Origin of the sequence: Acidisoma cellulosilyticum (genome assembly GCF_020621385.1) — a bacterium.
GTDB lineage: Bacteria > Pseudomonadota > Alphaproteobacteria > Acetobacterales > Acetobacteraceae > Acidisoma > Acidisoma cellulosilyticum.
The window spans coordinates 501,572-519,552 of the sequence record NZ_JAESVA010000004.1 but is presented as its reverse complement, the minus strand read 5'-3'; the positions used below and the strand labels follow the sequence as shown (position 1 = coordinate 519,552).

At 60.2% G+C, this 17,981-nt stretch carries 14 protein-coding genes; 6 read left to right on the top strand and 8 right to left on the bottom strand.

The window, feature by feature from the left end:
• The 7 genes from ACELLULO517_RS14635 to ACELLULO517_RS14605 are packed head-to-tail and all read right to left on the bottom strand — an operon-like array spanning position 1 to position 10,111.
• On the bottom strand, positions 1-1,047 hold the full coding sequence (locus tag ACELLULO517_RS14635; RefSeq protein WP_227308149.1) for a PilN domain-containing protein: 1,047 nt from the start codon (positions 1,045-1,047) through the stop codon (positions 1-3).
• Positions 1,047-1,694 (bottom strand): prepilin-type N-terminal cleavage/methylation domain-containing protein, encoded by a 648-nt coding sequence (locus ACELLULO517_RS14630; protein ID WP_227308148.1) that lies wholly within the window; start codon positions 1,692-1,694, stop codon positions 1,047-1,049. Before ACELLULO517_RS14630 ends, ACELLULO517_RS14635 begins: the two co-directional genes overlap by 1 nt.
• Entirely contained in the window at positions 1,691-2,092 is a 402-nt protein-coding gene (locus ACELLULO517_RS14625) for a PulJ/GspJ family protein (RefSeq protein ID WP_227308147.1), read from the bottom strand. The genes ACELLULO517_RS14630 and ACELLULO517_RS14625 overlap by 4 nt, the downstream gene beginning before the upstream one ends.
• Positions 2,085-2,525 (bottom strand): GspH/FimT family pseudopilin, encoded by a 441-nt coding sequence (locus ACELLULO517_RS14620; RefSeq protein ID WP_227308146.1) that lies wholly within the window; start codon positions 2,523-2,525, stop codon positions 2,085-2,087. Before ACELLULO517_RS14620 ends, ACELLULO517_RS14625 begins: the two co-directional genes overlap by 8 nt.
• Position 2,526: 1 nt before the next feature.
• Positions 2,527-3,738: a type II secretion system F family protein gene (locus ACELLULO517_RS14615; protein ID WP_227308145.1), complete on the bottom strand. Its 1,212-nt coding sequence runs from the start codon at positions 3,736-3,738 to the stop codon at positions 2,527-2,529.
• 3 nt (positions 3,739-3,741) lie between these two features.
• The gene (gene gspE / locus ACELLULO517_RS14610) at positions 3,742-5,427 is read right to left on the bottom strand and encodes a type II secretion system ATPase GspE (protein WP_227308144.1); all 1,686 of its coding nucleotides are present in this window, start codon (positions 5,425-5,427) and stop codon (positions 3,742-3,744) included.
• 31 nt (positions 5,428-5,458) lie between these two features.
• Complete coding sequence (locus ACELLULO517_RS14605; RefSeq protein WP_227308143.1) at positions 5,459-10,111, bottom strand: G8 domain-containing protein; 4,653 nt, start codon at positions 10,109-10,111, stop codon at positions 5,459-5,461.
• Between the two features lie 336 nt (positions 10,112-10,447).
• Here ACELLULO517_RS14605 and ACELLULO517_RS14600 point away from each other — a divergent pair, with 336 nt between their 5' ends.
• On the top strand, positions 10,448-11,239 hold the full coding sequence (locus ACELLULO517_RS14600) for a DsbA family protein (protein ID WP_319796427.1): 792 nt from the start codon (positions 10,448-10,450) through the stop codon (positions 11,237-11,239).
• Between the two features lie 319 nt (positions 11,240-11,558).
• Here ACELLULO517_RS14600 and ACELLULO517_RS14595 read toward each other — a convergent pair whose 3' ends face one another.
• Entirely contained in the window at positions 11,559-11,975 is a 417-nt protein-coding gene (locus tag ACELLULO517_RS14595) for a lytic transglycosylase domain-containing protein (RefSeq protein WP_227308142.1), read from the bottom strand.
• Between the two features lie 76 nt (positions 11,976-12,051).
• Between ACELLULO517_RS14595 and ACELLULO517_RS14590 the strand changes: the two genes are divergently transcribed.
• The 5 genes from ACELLULO517_RS14590 (at position 12,052) to ACELLULO517_RS14570 (ending at position 17,879) form a co-directional block, all read left to right on the top strand.
• A complete protein-coding gene (locus ACELLULO517_RS14590; RefSeq protein WP_227308141.1) occupies positions 12,052-12,513 on the top strand; it encodes a YybH family protein in 462 nt (153 codons plus the stop codon).
• Positions 12,514-12,787: 274 nt separating this feature from the next.
• Complete coding sequence (locus ACELLULO517_RS14585) at positions 12,788-13,996, top strand: MFS transporter (RefSeq protein ID WP_227308140.1); 1,209 nt, start codon at positions 12,788-12,790, stop codon at positions 13,994-13,996.
• Positions 13,993-16,188, top strand: a complete 2,196-nt coding sequence (locus tag ACELLULO517_RS14580) for an SRPBCC family protein (RefSeq protein ID WP_227308139.1) — start codon at positions 13,993-13,995, stop codon at positions 16,186-16,188. The genes ACELLULO517_RS14585 and ACELLULO517_RS14580 overlap by 4 nt, the downstream gene beginning before the upstream one ends.
• A gap of 205 nt (positions 16,189-16,393) precedes the next feature.
• Positions 16,394-17,173: a helix-turn-helix transcriptional regulator gene (locus tag ACELLULO517_RS14575; protein WP_227308138.1), complete on the top strand. Its 780-nt coding sequence runs from the start codon at positions 16,394-16,396 to the stop codon at positions 17,171-17,173.
• Positions 17,174-17,261: 88 nt separating this feature from the next.
• Complete coding sequence (locus tag ACELLULO517_RS14570; RefSeq protein ID WP_227308137.1) at positions 17,262-17,879, top strand: DUF938 domain-containing protein; 618 nt, start codon at positions 17,262-17,264, stop codon at positions 17,877-17,879.
• Positions 17,880-17,981: the final 102 nt, after the last annotated feature.

Genomic DNA, 17,981 nt, shown 5'->3' with positions numbered 1-17,981 from the left:
TCACTGACTGGCCCCGTCGCCAAGTGTGAAACCAAGATCGAAACGCTCTCCTTTGCCATCCGGTGACGGCGTGATGGGGGCGCGCAGATGCGTTTTGTCAAAACCGGGGTGTTTCGCGATGCTCTGGATAAGGGTGGAGACACGATCGGTATAGCCTATGATCTCAATCTGGGGTCCACGCATCGAGAGCTGATTGACCCAGGCAGCGTCAGGCAGAAGCCGCGTCAATGCGTCGACCAGGGACAAGGGCTTGGCCTTCTGGTCTTGACTGGTCAGCACCGCGAGCGTCGTTTCGGTCTGCGTGATCTCGTTCGAAAACGTGCGCGCGCGCAGCGCCACTTTCGCGGTCCGCGCCACATCCTCACCCAGAGCTGTTTTCACGGCACTCAGCTTTTGCAGATAACACCCGTATGATGCGATCAGCAGGAGCAGGGCCAGAATTTCCAGCGCATGCAGCAAACGCCGCCGGCCGCGCCCAAGCCCGGCGCGATCCGCGCGCCAAAAGACCACGGGCCTTGGCTCCATCGTGACGATCCGACTTGGCGTGATGTCGAAGCGATTGGCGAAATCGAGGGCACGGGCGATGGTCGCGCGCGTCGTGACGAGAAGTCGCACGGTAATGGTCTTTTCCTGCGGATTGCGGGCCAAAACCGTATAGTCGAACACTACCTCATCGGCGGGAAGCGGCAGCAGCCGGTCGATCTGGTTTTGCAGAATGGACCGCAAGTTCCCTTCTGCCGCGATAGGCAGCACCGTGCTCGTTGTCAGCAAAAGCGAGGAATCAAGCCGAACGGTCAAGTTGCCCCGGCTTCTGCGCAGGACAGCCCGCGTCTTGTCCCAGTCTGTGCCGTCCTCTGGCAAAGCCAGCGGCTCGGCTTTGTTCCGCAGCAGCATGACGCCTTTGCGCGACAGGAGAAGAACCGGACCAGTGGCGCCACGCTCGGTCCAGCGTTTCGGCACCATGCCGGCAAGCTCGGCAAGCCACCAGGAGACGATGCGGCGGATCGGGTACAGCGCCTGGGATGAAGCGAGGGTCTCGATCCGCATTATCGGGTTATCCGCCGGCAGTCCTTGCCCGCGGAATCGCTCAGGCAAGTCGCATTGGCATTGACCGGGGTGGCGGCAATCAAATCGGGCCAGACAGGCCAGGCAGGGCTGCGCACGATATGAAGACGGATGAGGGCCGGAAGCCTATCTGCCCTCGCCCATTGCTTGGACCACTGGGGCGCCGTGCTCGCCAAGGCTGCGCCGAAATAGCTGAGATCGAGTTCGGTGACCTGATCCAATAGCCAGTCTTGATGGGAACGCCCGGCTTCGTCCCAACTCAAGGTCAGCGCCTTATCCTTGCCATCTTGAACAAGGTGCAGCGTGAGCAAGGTCCATGATCCCAGATTATTGCTTCCCGGCATCGGAGCGACCAGACGCAGGGTCGCCGGGCCGCCCGCGAACAGGATCGACTGGTCGGCCGGCTTGGATGAGGCGAAGGCGGGTTGCGCGGACTCTATCGTCCGTCGCAGCAGGTTCTGTACCGCTGTCATGGCATCGAGATCGTCCGCCTGGAATTCAGCCCGGGTCCATATGCCCGTGCCAATCCGTATGGCCGAAAGGATCACGGTCATCAGCATCGCCAGCAATGCGAGGCCGACCATGACTTCGACAAGCGTGAAACCGGCCATGCGCGTTCGTGATGTCATGAACCCAACCGCTGATAGGCAAGTCCGACTGTTTCCATTTCAATTTGTCTTTGTCTGCCGCGCTCGCGCCAGCTGACCTTCACCACAACGGTATAGGCTGCGACACCGCTCGCCACCGGAACGGAAATCGCCGTGAAGCGCCGCGATTGCGCGACCCAATCATAGGCGCCTGACGCACCTGCCACCTCCTTGCCGAAAGGAATATCCTGGCCGACGCGTGCCAGAGCCGACTGGGCGACCGATGTCGCAACCGTCACATCCCGGCTGCTCGCAAGCTGTGCCAGGGCACCCGACAGGCTTTGCAGCGCATAGCCCGTGACAAGTCCGACGACGGTCAGCGCCACCAGAAGTTCCACCAGCGTGAAGCCGGCATCCCGCGCGGAATGGTGACTAATCATCCTGCCGCACCCGTCCCGTCAGCCAATCGACGCCGATCACAACGCGACGGTCGCCGCTGAACAGCATGATCTGTGCCGGCGTGGCGCGGCCGTCAGGCTGGAAGCGGATGAGAACGAGACCCTTGGCATCCGCCAGGGCGGGCGGAACGATCTCGACCTTTGTGACAGCGCCAGGCAGTTGCTGCTTGCTCGCCCGCCAGGAGGTCGCATAGCTCTCGCCCGACATGCTGAGAACGAAGTCGGCCGGCCCGTCGCGGCGCAACGCCTCGGCGCGCGTCTCACGCAGCACCGCAATCATACTGTCCGACGCGGCACGAAGCCGGCTGCCGCCGATACCGCCGGTGATGGCCGGCACGACCATCAGGGAGAGGCCCAGAATGCTGACCACAACCAGCATCTCGATGAGGGTGAAACCTGCTTCCGCTGCGCGCATGTCAACCGGCCAGTTCAGAGATACTGACCATCGCGGTCATCACCGCCGCCATGATGAACGCGACCAGCAGGCCCATGACGATGGTAATGACAGGGATCAGCAGCGCCATGCCTCGCTGCAATACGCGCTCGACCTCCTGGTCGTAGATATCGGCAACCTGTTGCAGCATCTCCGCCAGACGACCCGTTTCCTCGCCGATCTGGATGAGTTGCACGGCGAGCGGTGGAAAGCGCCCGGTCGCCTCCAGCGAGGGGGCGAGCGCCGCGCCCTCCTTGAAGCGCGTGGCCAGCGTCTCGATAGCCTCCACCATCAGGCGGTTGCCGACGGTCGCCCCTGCCAGGGACAGGGCACGCGCGGCCGGCACACCATTCGCGAGCAGCACGGCCAGGCTGCGGCAGAGCCTGCTGACCTCGAACCGGATCAAAATGCCGCCAAGCAGCGGCAGCCGAAGCAGCAGCCTGTCACGCAGGCGCTGTATCTGCCCCAGGCTGCCAAGGCCACGGGCCGCGCCCACAAGCAGGACCAAGCCGAGCAGGAGCCAAAGCCAATAGCCGCGCAGCCCCTTGCTCGCCAAAAGCACGATCCGCGTCGCCATCGGCAGTTTTGCCCCGGCATCGGTGAACATCGTCTCAAATTGCGGGATCACGAGGGTCAGGATCAGCGCAACCGAGCCGAGCGCCACGACAGTCAGGATGACCGGATAGACCAAGGCGGAGATGACCTTCTGACGGATCGCCTCGGACCGGACGAGAAATTCCGCCACCCGTTCCAGCACGGCGCGGACCGCCCCGCCCTCCTCGCCCGCGCGCACCATGGAAATGCACAGTCGCGGAAAGACGTTTTTTTCCGCGCTCATCGCCTCCGCGAGGCTCGACCCGTCCCGCACCCGGCCCAACAGCCGCGCCACGATCCGCCGCGACGGCCCATCCTCGACCAGTGTCGTGAGAATTTCGAGAGCACGGTCCAAGGGCAGGCTGGCGGCCAGCAGGCGCGCAAGCTGCTGAATGAACAAAGCCAGTTCGGCGGGCGCAAGACGCTCCCCCCGCGTCAATGACAGCGTGAAGCGCGAAGACGCCCCTTTTTCAACCGCCTGGATGGGGAGCAAGGTTCGCTCGTTGAGGCGAGCAATGGCTGCCACCTCGCTTGGCGCTTCGATTTCGCCTGTTACCATATCCCCGGCGGCCGACAGGGCGCGGTAGCGAAAGACCGCCACGGACTAAAACTCCCGCGTCACGCGCAGGACCTCTTCGTAGGTGGTAATCCCTACGAGCGCCTTGCGCATGCCGTGCGCATACATCGTCTGCATGCCGTCCGCGATCGCGCGGGCCTGGAGCTCCCGCGCCTCTGTCCGCCGCAGCACCAGGGCGCGCAGCGCATCATTCATCACCATCAGTTCGAGGATCATGGTACGCCCGCTGAACCCGACTCCGTTGCATTGGGGACAGCCGACGGGGCGATAGAGCTTCACCTCGCCGTCACTCTCAAGCTGCAACTCGGCAAGCAAAGGCGGATCCGGCGTATAGGCTTCGCGGCAGGCAGGGCAAAGGCGGCGCACAAGTCTCTGCGCAAGCACGCCGTTGATGGTCGATGTCAGCAGATAAGTCTCGATCCCCATATCGAGAAGACGGGTCATGGCACTCGCCGCGTCATTCGTATGCACTGTCGAGAGCACAAGATGCCCCGTCAAAGCCGCCTGCACGGCGATCCGCGCCGTCTCAAGATCGCGGATTTCACCGATCATCATGATATCGGGGTCCTGGCGCAGAAAGCTGCGCAACGCGGACGCGAAGGTCATCCCGATCTCGGCCTTCACCTGCACCTGGTTCACGCCATGCAGAACATACTCAACCGGGTCTTCTGCCGTCAGGATCTTGGATGTCGGGGCATTCAGCTTGCTGAGCGCGGCATAGAGCGTGGTGGTCTTGCCGCTGCCGGTCGGCCCGGTGACGAGCACAATGCCATGGGGACGAAAGAGGCAGGCAAGAAAAGCGGGAAGCTGGGCATCGTCGAAGCCGAGTATCTCAAAATCGAGAGCCAGGGATCCGCGATCCAGAATACGCAGGACGACGCTTTCGCCGTGGATCGCGGGTGTCGTGGAGACACGAAAATCGATCTCCTTGCCGCGTACGGCCAGACGGATGCGGCCGTCCTGCGCCAGTCGCCGCTCGGCAATATTGAGTTTGGCCATGATTTTAATGCGCGAAATCACGGCACTGCGCAGCCGTCCCGGCGGCGCTTCCATCTCGCGCAGCACACCATCGATCCGGTAGCGGATACGCAAGCCGCTTTCCATTGATTCAAGATGGATATCGGAGGCGTGCATCTCGACCGCGCTGGTAATGAGCGCATTGACCAGTCGGATAACCGGCGCCTCGCTCGCCAGATCCTTGAGCCGTTCCAGGTCCGAATCCCGGTCGGCGTCCTCGCGCCCTCCGGCAGCGTCGGCAATCTGCCCGAGGGATGAGCGGCCTTCGCTGTAGAGCCGGTCCTGGGCCGCGTCGATATCACCCGGCACGGCAGCCACGCGCGCCACGGATTTGCCGAACGCGAATTCCAGCGCTTGCGCGGCGGCATCATCCAGTGGATCAGCCATCGCCAGCACGAGTTCCGTATCGGTCTCGGCAATCGGCAGCACACGCGCGCGTTTGAGAAAGGCGAGGCGCGCCCGCTCCGGTGCTATGGGTTCCGCGGGAAAATCGCCTGGCATGACTAGAGGCTTGCCCAGAACCTCGGCATAGGCGGAAGCCAGATCTCGGTCGGAGAGCAGACCGAGCTTGGACGCGATCAGATCGATCCTTTCGCCGCTTTCCGTTTCCAGGCGGCGTACACGCTCAAGGGCTGCTTCGGAAAGCAGCCCTCTCGCGGCAAGCACCGCCTCTATCGCGTTTCGCCCACTATCCATCATGGACGCTTGTGCAAACGTCTAGGACGGGTCAATTCGGCACTCCGCAGCTTCCCTTGCCGGGAGTCTGGTTCGGCGCATGGTAACAGACGCCGGCAAGCGCTTCATCTTTCGGCGAGGTCAATTCTACATTCCACGGCGCAGCGTCGATCGCAGCGGGCGCGGGCTGTGGCCGCCGATACTGATCTTCCGCCGTGAAGGTTTTGGGCAGCGTGAAAGAGAAGCCAAGGATACCGCTCTTCGGATAATCGAGATCATGCACCGCCCATGTTTCGCATGCATTCTGGCAGCTTGCTTTCAACGTCGGGCTCAGCGACTGCCAAGGCTGTTCCTCCAATGCCTTGATATTGCATCCACAGCCGCTGGGTGATGTCCCGTCCGGTTCACAGAAGGAGTGAGGCTGGCAAGTCTCTCCGCTATCGATCACCTTTGAATCCTTCGGGTTTAGACCTTCGACTTCCGAGAAATTCACGGTTATCTGCAGGACATCCTTGCGCGCGGGCTCTTCCTTGGGATCACTGCTGATCATCTTTGCATTTTCGATCCAGGACTTCGGCATCGCGCTCCACGGGTCGATCTTGAAATGCTGATTAGAGTCAGGCACCTGCACGCCATGGATATCGGTGTCTTTATTGAAGCCGTCGCCAACATAGATCTGATACGTTTGCTCTATCGTCGGCGTCACGAAAAGAAAGAGGACGTCATAGGTCTCGCCGCCTTTGAAGACATTCACGCTACGCGGCTCACAGTTAAGCGTCTTCAAATTCCCTTGGCGGTAGGCACAATCCACATAATTGATGTTGGTATCGGTCGGCGCACCCAGGGCGTTGGTGGAGCGCTGCTCGTTCTGACTGGTCGTTGTATCCAGATAATAGGTACCGCCATTGACTGTGAGTGAACTACGCTGCCACTCGGACGCGCCCGCCATGCGGATGAAGGGAAAATTGCACTTCTCCAATTCCTCGGCAGCCTGCTCAGCCGCTGCTGCCTCATCCGGAGGAAGCGTTTTCCCCTCGGCCCGAAGCACCGTCCTTTGTGCCATCAGCTGAACCGCTTTCGCTATAGCCGCCTGATCGTCGCAGCCATTATCCGCCCATTGCTGCCATTCGCGCGGATAGGTGGCAACGCCTGCCTGCGCCGCTTCCTCAGTCGTCAAATCCTGGCGATAGAGCTTAACCCCGGTACAGAACGGCCCAGCGCAGTCCTTCGACCAATCGCCGCCGCGCTGGTTTTCGTTGATCATCCGCCGCGGGCTGGTTACCTCCTTTTCCTCCGGGATCGGGTTCCGGTTATCGTCACCCGTCATCGACCCACAGGCGTCGTCTTTGGTGCCCTGTTTTGCGCATTCCGGATAAACGACGGTCGTGACGTATTCATAAGGGCTGGTGCGCGTACTGGGCGGCGTTTGAGGCACCTGGTTGGCGCAGGCATTGTCCGGATTGACCCCTGTGCTCGACTCACACTCCTCCGCCTGTATCGGAGCACCGAAGAACCCGCCGAGCGGCTTGTTGAGCACGCTTTTCCCTCCGACGGTCTCGATCGACGAGAAATCATCGTTCACCGAGACGGTTTTCACGAAACCGGTCAAGGACCCATCCTCGTCATTCAGAACCGTCTGACGATCGACATCCGTATAGTTCGTGAAAGCATTGGTTGGAACGATGCCTGACCCAACCAATTGCTTCTGTGCTTCGGCCGCATCCGTCAGATAAGTGCCACGCTTGGTGATCGGCGTCGTCACGAAGTGGCGGATATCCACATTGTCGAAAAACAGGTTCCGCGATCCAAAAGCTGGCGGATAATAGAAGCCGTTCGGTTGTTTCCAGCCGATCGCGGCATTCGGGAGATAGCCCGCGTCGTCGATACCGCTGGCGCTCGCGTCAAGCCGCCTTACGCCGGGCTTGCCCCAATACATGCAGGTTTCCGCATTGTCGCAGCCTACAGATTTGACATTCAGGAAAGCATTGGCGTCCTCATAGGCAGGGCCATCATAAATGCTGAACAGGCGTTGATTGGTCGCCCAATCGCTCAGCGCGAAGGCAATACCCTGGTTTTGGGCGATCCTTACATTCCCGTAGCGACGGTCGCAGTTCAGCGCCGCGCACGGCCCTTGCTCCAGAGCGTATTCATGCGGCCCGTCAAAAGCACCGCCATCCTGCGGCTGCGTAAAGCCCGCGAACACCGAATGACTGGCCAGGGCCCAATATCCCAGGGGCACCGAGGACCGCGAATAATCGCCGCCGGAGACGAGGGTTAGGCCGCCATTCTGCACATCGCTGATGAAGCTATTGTCGAAGATGTTCCATGCCCCGCGCATCCAGACAGCCGCGAAATTCGTCTGCGGCCAATTGAAAGACGTGGTGAAATGATCGGCGACGGTGATGCCGCAGGTTTTGGGGTCGGTGTTAGAGCACCGATCGACCGTCGCGCAGGAGCCAGGCTTATTGGGGTCGCAGATCGTAGGAATACGTACAAGGCCGGGAAGGATATTCGGATAGTACATCGCGGCAGCCATGTTGGCGGCATCCACTACCCCCGACGCTGCCAGAGGATTGACGATAGGCGCAATCTTCCCGGCCTCAGGTGTGCCGGCTAACGGGTTGGACATCGCATCGCAGGGCGAGGCATCGCTGGTAAAATTCAGCGCCGCCATCGCCGTGGAGCAGTAATTCTTATAGAATAGCTTGACCGGCGTGCTTCCGGCCCCCGCCCGACCGATGGGATAGGGCTCCTGCTCAGCGGAGTAACCCTCCCACTTCTGATTCGTCAGCATGGAAGCCCCGGTGGAAGGAACATCCATACGATCGCTATTGATGGACGGGACATACCAGAAGCAGGTCCCACAGGTTCCCGCGCCCACGGCCATATTGCCCGCCAGCTCGTTCCAGCCATTGGTGATCCAGAAGATGGAAGGGTTCACGGCATCGGACCGGTAGCGGACGGACGGCTCCATGCTCTTCTGCGAGAGGATTCCTGGAATGTTGCGCGGATTGTCACTGCTCACAACGCCGGCCCGCGCAAAGATTCCTATATTCGAATAAAGATCGTTATCGGCCTCGGTCCCGTCCTCAAGATAAAATCCATGCCCGATCGACTTCCAGCCGACATTGCGTGACAGTTCGACGCCATTGGTATCGTGCAGAACGAACCACCGCGTCATGGAATCATTGACGGAGGAGTCACGGATATAGGTGTCCGGCGGCACATTGCGTGCCTCATGGAAATGCACGGCGTAATGGTCCATACGCCCGCCCACGCCCAGGTTACGGAATTCGACACCGTCAATCCCCAGCGATTCGAAACCCTGACGGAAGGTTGTGATCGCCCCCATCGCGTAGTTGGGGTTTTTCGGAACATGCTTGACATCACTACCATTAGTTGCGTCCGCGAAAGTTTCGCCCGCGCGATCGCCACCCGATTCAATCACGATGCTCCGGCTCAGCAGCGCGACCGCAGCCCTGGTCTCGGCAGATTGCTGCAAGGCGGGGTCCATGCCCCCTGTCATGCTCTTTCCCTGTGCGCCGAGCAGGGTCGCGATATCGAATTGCGTGCCGTTATGGCCCCAGTGCAGCGGCCCCGTCGTCGTGCAGGTTTCTTGCTCGGCCGGCGTCAATTCGCCCGACGGTTTCCGGCAGGACGACGTCTCATCCGGCGCCTGCCGGACGGTGATCGTATGATCATCCTTGAAGCCCGTAATGATCAGATCCTCGGAATGATCCGGGACATAATCCGTGGTGCTGAGGACAATCTCATCCCCGACCTGCCAGTCATTTTGCACGCGCCTGTCGAGTTTCAGCTCATTATCGCCGGCTTTCACGTCTCCGTTCAGGCGGGCCCAGCTGGTGCCGGAATTAAGCTTGTAATTGTCCTTGTTCTGGGCCGGGTCCGGGTAGTCCGCCGGTTGCATGAAGATGGCTTTGCCAAGATCGGTTCCTTCCGCACCCTTGAGTTGCAGGGTCCCGCCATAGGAGAGGCCGAGCGTCTTGGAACCAAAATACCCTTGTGCGCCCGTACTGGTCTTGGCACCGTCGAACATCAGCGGACCATATCGGTAGAAGTAGTCTTTCTTGGCGCCACCGGGCAGGCTGACCGGATCGTCACCGTTGGAAATCCAGGTGTCCTGGGGAATGCCGCAGGGCGCGCCGTTCGGTCCCGACATCGCCGAAGCGCAAACCGCGCCTTGGGCTGGTATTATCTTGCCGTCCTGGAAGACCTGATCCGGACCATAGAGAACGATATCGAGTTTTCCGCCCCTCTCGCCAAAAGGCTTGTCTCCGTCTACGCCTGCCTTCATGGCGCCCTGATTTTCGATGAGGATCGACCTGGCCCAAAAGGTGATCTGGTTGTTCGGCCCAGGCACGTCATTTTCTTTAAAGATCAGACTGCCGCCCTTGATGATATTGACATGGCCGAAATAATAGCTCCCCGGCTTGACCACGCAGTCGCTCTCAACCAGCAGGTCAGGTTGCGCATCCAAGGCTATCCGGCCGCTCTCCACCTTCGGGTCCGATATCGCAAGAGCTTGCGGCGCAAGCACGTCGCTACACCGGATGGGCGGGGGCGAGACGGTAGACGCATCATCCGCCCTTGCTGGAGCCGGCATGCTCAGCCACCCGAGACAGATCGCGAAAGGAAGAGCGAGGCCATACAACCCTCGGTTGCGCGGAGCCTGCCCGGTGAACAAGCCCCAGGACCTCGTCAGCTTCATCACGATCCTCTCCCGCATGCGGCGCCAACGACACCGGATGACAATATCATTTTTAAAACGGAATCAAACGCGAAATGGTCGATCGCATGCTTTCGGGCGCGCGGACGGCAGCGAAACCTATGGCGCGGCACATTTGGCAGTCGTTCGAGTAGCAGGTCGCTTAACGCCTTGCAGAATGTGCATATCGCAAATCCGGCCAGGCGGTCATGCCTACTAATTAGTAGGGGTCATTTTCGGAGTGAAGGGAATTGACCGCCCTCTGCTTTGCGGGTGAAATAAGTACGCCGCCGTCACAGGACGAAGGGGAGGGCGATGCCAGTGTTTACAAAGCAAAACCGATATTGGCGGCTTGACCGAAAGATAAGCCGAGCGCTTGGTTTTCCATTATGCGTGATGCTCTGCACGGCAAGTCTGGGCGCGACAGCCTTCGCGGATAGCTTTTCGACAGAGCAACGGTCTGAAATTGTTCAAATCGTTCGGGACGCCATGGTGAAAGATCCAACGATCCTGCAAGACGCGATCAGCGCCTGGAAAGCCGATCAGCAGCACCAGCAGGAGGTCACCAATCGACAGGCGATCGCGGCCAACCGGCCGCAGATTTATAATGCAATGGACCCGAGCGTGGGTCCGGCTAAGGCGAATGTTACAGTTATAGAATTTTACGACCCGCGCTGCCCCTATTGCCGCCAGGTCGACCCGATGCTGAGTCTCTGGCAACAGCACGATCCCGATCTGCGGATCGTCTATAAGGATCTCCCGATCCTGGGGCCGCCGAGCGTCATCGGCTCTCAAGCCGCGCTCGCCGCAGAACGGCAGGGTGCCTATATGCCGTTCCGCGCCGCGCTGATGGCAAGCCCACCCAATATCGACAGTGCGATGGTGCATCGGATCAGTGATGAGCTCGGTCTGAATTGGACAAAGTTACAAAAAGACATGAATGATCCGGCAATCGCGCAGCGCCTTGCCGATAACGAACAATTGGCGCAAAAGCTCGGTATCCAAGGAACCCCGGGCTTCGTTGTGGGGGATCAGCTTGTTGTCGGCTCCTCTTTGACCGATGTGCAGGCCGCCGCCGATGCGGCGCGGAAAAGCGCCAAGCAATGACGGATGCCAGGCTGGACCGGGCCGGATTTGGCCTCAGCCTCAGCTTGATCCTTGCTCTGACAGCCTGCACGCAACGGCAGACGAACTTTCTGCCGACCGGTCAGGAAGTCAGCCATATCACGTGTAATCTAGCTCTTGACGGGGCGGTGGCCTGCTATCGCTCGGCCGGGAAACTCTGTGGGTTCCGGGGTTACACACTCTATGATTGGGACGGCAAGCCTTGGCGCAGGCCTTACCCAAGCCCGGCCGCGCTTGATGCCGATCCAAGCTTCGGCACAGCTGGCCTCCTGGTTGCCTGCGGACAGTGAAGCCGCGTCGGTCAAGGATGAGCCGCCGCCTGGGCGAAAAGCGCCTGAGCCTTGTCGATCACCTCGGCCTGATAGCTGTGGTTCAGCAAAGGCGTATGGGAATGATAATCGCCGACGGCTTGCAGAATATTGCCGTTCGTTTCGCGAAGATAGGCGCGCAGAATGGCGCTCGCGACCAGAATATTCAGGCAGGGCTTGCGAATCAGCGCGCTACGCACCGCCTCTTCGTCGGCACCAAAGCGGACGGCAAGAACCGGCAGCCAGCGGGTATTGATCTGCATGACGCCCAGATCTTCCGAACCATCCCGATTGTGGCTTACCGTGCCGACCGCGCCTCCTTCGACCGCCTGGATCGAGGGCAGAACGCGCGGTGGAAGGTGCTGCAGCTGAGCCACGGCCAGCATGCAGGCGAAATAAGGAAGAGACATCGCGCAACCCAATTATCTATCTGTCGATATGGCACATAAAGCGATGGACGTCATAGCAAAACCAAAACGAGCCAGCATGCTCCCCAAACGCATTCTTGTCGGCGCAACCATCGCCTGTTTCGGCATCGGCTTGGACGGCGCCGCCTATGCTCAGCCGGACTCTGCCTCCGCCATCCGCACGGCGCTGGAGCATTGGCGTGTTGATTTCAATGCGCGCCGATCTGCCCATATCTGCGATCTTTTCTCGACCGATCTCCGCTATGATTTTCGGGGCTTGCCTGAGCAGAGCTATCCCTTGCTCTGTGCCCGGCTTCATCGCGCCTTGGCCGACAATACAAAGACCTTTCAATATGGTCTGCATATCAAGGAAATCATTGTCTCCGGCTCCATGGCTGCCGTGAGGTTGACTTGGATTTCGACGGTCACTCTATCCAATAAAGACGTCACGACGCATGAGGAGCCTGGGATGGATATCTTCCAACGCCAGTCCGACGGTCATTGGAAGATCATGCGATACCTCGCCTATGAAAGCGAATAAGCGTGCAAAGTGGAATTCTGTGAATTTTACAAATCCTAACAAAAATATTTCAACTATACTGTCTGCTCTTGGTCTCATGCCCCCCTACCCCTCCTGTTTAGTAGGCTTGGCCATCTCAGGCTTTCCGCGATATCTGTAAATTCTTGCGCGTCAGAATAAGGCCAAGCGTCAGCATGCCTTCGGCGAGATTGCACCGCCTCGCATGACGCCTCGGCTTTATGGTTTTGCCATCCAAACGTCTCAGTTAAAAGCACCCAGAGCAGGTACATAATTGTTGGAAAGCTCGGCATGTCTCGGCCGCTTGCGCGTCAGCCGGTATGCGGCGCTGAGTTCGGTCGCCTTCGCTGCTTTGGTCGATTACCTTGTTTACGGCGCGATCGTCGCACTCGGCGCTTATTCACCCGCCGGCCAAGCGGGGGATAGGCAACTCGGCGTCCTCTACGGCGCCTATGCCTTCGGGTTGCTGGTCAGCACCCCGCTGTTCGGCATATTGGGGGATCGACGCGGCTACCGATTTCCTATGCTGCTGGGATCGGGCTTCGGTATCCTGGCCGTGCTGCTCCTCGGCGCGGGGCCTGATTTTGCCACTATGCTGCTTGGGCGCGTGCTGCAAGGCGTGGCGGCGGCAGCAACCTGGACCGCGGGTTTCGCCCTCCTCGCCTCGCATTACCAGAGCGATCGCGTCCGCATGCTCGGAATCGCATTCATGGCGAGTACCGCGGGAACCGTCCTTGGCCCTGTCCTATCCGGCGCGCTCTATGAAATCGGCGGCTATAAATCGACCTTCCTGGTGCTCGGCATGCTGGTGCTGATCGACGCTGTTGGGCGCTTTCTTCTGCTGCCAAGCAAGGTGCCGCCTCTCTCGTCCGGTCTATCCACGCTCGACCTGCTGATGGATCGCAGCGTGGTGGTTTCGGCCATCGCGGTTGCCGCCGCCGCCGCCGGCTGGGGCATTTTGGAACCGCTGCTGCCGCACCATCTGCAACGCACCAGCGGCCCAGGTCCTGCCGTGGTCGGGCTGCTGTTTACGGTCGCCTCGATCGTCTACGGGCTATTTGCGCCTTTGGTGAGCTTCTCCACCGCGCGTTTTGGCCTCAAGCCCACCATCATCGGCGGCTTGCTTGGCATGGCCGTCACGCTGCCGCTGCTCGGCGTGTCGCTGTCCTTGCCGATGATCGGGCTTGTTCTTTGCCTCGTGAGCATAGCCCTTGCCTTCCTGCTTAATCCCACCGCCGCCGAACTCGGCTATGCGGTCGAGCGGCGCGGCCTTGCCTGCTACGGCGCTGTCTACGCTGTTTACAACATCGCCTACAGCATCGGCATGATGGGCGCCTCCACACTGGTCGTGCTCCCCGCGTCCTCCGTCAGCTTCAGCCAAATCATGCTCTGCGCCGGCCTCATCCTTCTGCTCTTGATTCCGCTCGTCCTGCGCACAGGCCCAGGAACCCCCGCACAAAAACCGGATGTTAGGGATTTACGATGACCATTCAAGCGGAGAACTATCAGGCGTTGCTGTCGGCCGTGGAGCACGGCGACGGCCTTCCCACCGCGTGGTATACTGACCCGGCCGTCACAGAGCGCGAAATCACCGACATATTCCGACGGACCTGGCAATATATCGGGCCGGCGAGCGCCTTGGCGAATAATGGTGACTATATCACGGGCATGGTGGGGCTTGTTCCTGTCGCGGTTATCCGCAACGCGGACGGACTTGCAGGCGTCGTCAATGTCTGCCGTCACCGTCGGCATCAGGTCCTCAAAGGACGTGGCAATACAAGCAAGATCCAGTGCGGCTACCATGCCTGGGTCTATGACCTGCATGGCAATCTCAAGGGCGCGCCGCGCTCGGATGATGAGCCGGATTTCCGGCTCGAAGACTATCCGCTATTGCCGATCCGGGCAGAGGCCATCGGGCCCTTCGTCTTCGTCAATCTCGACCGCGATGCGAAACCGGCCCATGTCTATCACGGTCGCGTACTCGATCTCATCGCGCAGAGCGGTATCGACCTCGACAAGCTCGAACTCTATAGCCGCACGGAATGGGTCTCGCAGTCCAACTGGAAGACGCTGCTGGAAAACTACCTCGAATGCTATCATTGCGCGATCGCGCATCCGGGGTTCAGCGCGGCCATTGACGTGAAACCCGAAAATTACGCGCTCACCCATGATGAGTGGTTTTCCAGCCAGATCGGCTATGTGCGCGATTCTGCCCTCGAAGCGAAAAGCCAGATCAAAACCTACGACGCGCGCGGCGACGTGGGACAGGCGCAGTATCACCTGCTCTGGCCGAACCTCACCATCAATATCAATCCCGGCTTCCCGAACATGTCGGTGGATGTCTGGATGCCCAATGGGCCGAACAGCACGAATGGGGCTTCCGAGCAATATTTCGCGCCGGGTGTTGCCGAGGACTTCGCCAAGGACCTCATCGAATTCAACCAGCAGGTCGCGCGTGAAGATGATGACCTGACGGATTCCGTGCAGTACGGGCTGCGGTCAGGTCTGCCTGAGAAGGCGCGCTTCCTGCCGCATGCAGAGGCACTCCCCCTCCACTTCCAGCGCCTCGTCGTGCAGGCGCTGATCGCAAATCCGGCGCCCGTCGCTGCCGTCGCAACACCCAACACCTATCACCGCTATGAGGTGTTCAAAGTGGAGCGCGAGAGCGACACCATCACCTCCTTCTACCTGCGCCGCAGCGACGCTGGCCCGGTGGCCGCGGTCCCTGGTCAGTTCCTGCCGATCCGCTTGACCCTGCCAGGGCAATCGCGCCCAATCTTGCGTACCTACACGATCTCGGATGTGACAGACGGCAGCCAGTTCCGCCTGTCGATCAAACGATGCGAGGGGGAGAAATCGGTTTCGGCCTATCTGCACGACAAGGCCGACCCAGGTTTCCAGGTGGAAGCGATGACACCGCGCGGCAAGTTTACGCTCGCGGCCGGCAACGAGCGGCCGGTCGCCCTGGTTTCCGCGGGCGTCGGCATTACGCCGATGATTGCCATGCTGAACCAGTTGGTCATCGAAGCGGAACGGGTCGGCGGCGCAAGGCGCGTGCATTTCATCCATGGCGCGCATCATGGCAAGGCCCATGCCTTCGGCGCGCATGTGCGCGCGCTGGCGGCCAAGCATTCCTGGCTCTCCGTGCATATCATCTACGGTGCAGCAGCGGCGGAGGACCGCCTGGGCGAAACCCATGACAGTGAGGGCCGTATGACAGCCGCCCGGCTCGCGGAGCTGCTCCCGATCAGTGAGGCCGATATCTATCTCTGCGGCCCCACTGGTTTCATGCAGTCGCTCTATGACGGGCTGACCGCTTCCGGGGCCTCACCCGCCAGCATCCGATACGAATCCTTCGGCGGCGCTCTCAAGCTGAAACCGACATTGCTGCCGGACAGCACTCAGACCGCCCCTGTCACAGTGACCTTTGCCCGATCCGGCATCTCCGGCGAATGGTCTCCGGCGCAGGGAACGCTGCTGGAATTCGCAGAGACGCTCGGTCTTGCCCCGGCCTTTAGCTGCCGTTCAGGCATTTGCGGTACCTGCTCCACGCAACTCCGAGAAGGCCGCGTCGTGCAGGAGGAGGATACTGTGGCCGAGGCAGAGGACGGCGCCGTACTCCTCTGTTGTTCCGTCCCCGCGGCCGATCAGGCCAAGGGAATAGTCCTTGATCTCTGACCAAGGATAGCAGGCGTTCGGGCCGGCGAAGGCATCGGTGCAAGGCTTCTTCTTGGCCCCGGCCGCCGTCTTTGGTCCTGGAGGGGCGGATAGGGAACTGCGGCAACGATCCCTGTCCGGCTTAGCCTGCCCCGAGACGAACATAGCCCTTGACAGATTTCACCGCTGTCGAGAGTTAGGACTCTCCTCCGAGGCTTAGCCCTCCATGATGACAGCCACTAGCGAAGAGGCCATACATCGCGTCTGGGATGACCTCAGCGGGTTTGGCGCCGACCATTCCACTCAGGCCGTCCTGCATCTCCTTTCATTTCTGTGCGAAACGGTTGGTGCCTGGAATGCAACCTGGGCGGGTGCGGTCCGGCTGGAGGGCGCCCATGACACCGACCCATTGCAAGGCTGGCGCGTCGGCGCGGTGCAGGCCCTTCATGCCATTCCGCCGCATCCGGACGAAGGACATTTCAAGGATATCCTGGAGGTCTGGGACAAGCGCGAGATCGACCCGTCCTTCCTTCTGCCAATGCAGCGCGTCGGCGCCTTCAGATCCTATTCCTTCCGGCGAGAACTGCCCGCGAGCTGGTTCGAATCCGCTTTTTATCAGCGCTATTATGCCTCTGTCGGTACCGTCGATGCTCTTTTCGTCGCATTTCCTTTGAACAAGGATTGTGAGTCGCATGTCGGCCTTTATGCGCAGACAACCTTCACGGATGAACAGATCGCCAAGCTTTCCTACGCGCTGCGCGGGATCAAATGGTTTCATCGCCACATGATGCTGAGCTACGGCCTGGTGGTGGCGTCTTCGCCCTTGACCCCTGCCGAACGCAAGGTCATGCAATTGCTATTGACCAGCGCATCCGAAAAAGACATCGCCCGCCAGTTGCTCCTGTCGGCTGCTACCGTCCACCAATATATCGTCGGCATTTTTCGTAAATTTGGCGTTCACAGTCGTGCCGGTCTGATGGCGTTGTGGTTGAGCTGCAGTAGCTAGATCTCATCGCGGATCTTTCCGGCGGTTTTTAGCCAGGGCAACTCCACGCGGATTGTATAATAACCCATCGGCCTTGTATTGTGTCTGGATGTCAGACCAACTTCCTCCAGAAGCCCGATTTTCGCCTTCTGTCGCGCGCAACCGAGAGCCGATTTTGGCGGCTCTCAGGACAAGACTGCCAAAATCCGGCTCCGTGCTTGAAATCGCCGCCGGCACGGGAGAGCATGCGGCATTCAACGCTGCCGCATTCCCTCATCTTGAATGGCAGCCGACCGATGCCGACCCGAACGCCCTTGTCAGCATAGCCGCGTGGCGCGACCACACCGCTCTGCCGAACTTGCATGCGCCATTATATCTCGATGCCGCTTCCCCCGATGAATGGCCGCTTGAACGGACGGATGTCGTCATCTCCATCAACATGATCCACATAGCGCCATGGTCAGCGGCGCAAGGACTGATGGTTGGAGCCAGCCGGCTATTGCCGCCCGGTGGTCTGCTTTTTTTATACGGCCCCTACCTTGAGACTGAGGTCGAAACTGCGCCGAGCAACTTGGCATTTCACCAAGACCTCAAAGCACGTAATCCAGCCTGGGGTCTGCGGGATCTGGGCAATGTCGTCGCACTCGCGGTGCTTCAAGGTTTCAAACTCTCAGAGCGCCTCGTGATGCCCGCGAATAATCTTGCACTCTTCTTCGAGAAAGCATAACCGGCGCAAAATCCGGCTTCGGATGCCGCGATAGCGCCAAGTTCGAGCGGAGCTCCAGCTAAGCTTTTCGTTGCGCCTGTTTGAGTGAGCGAAGGGGAAATC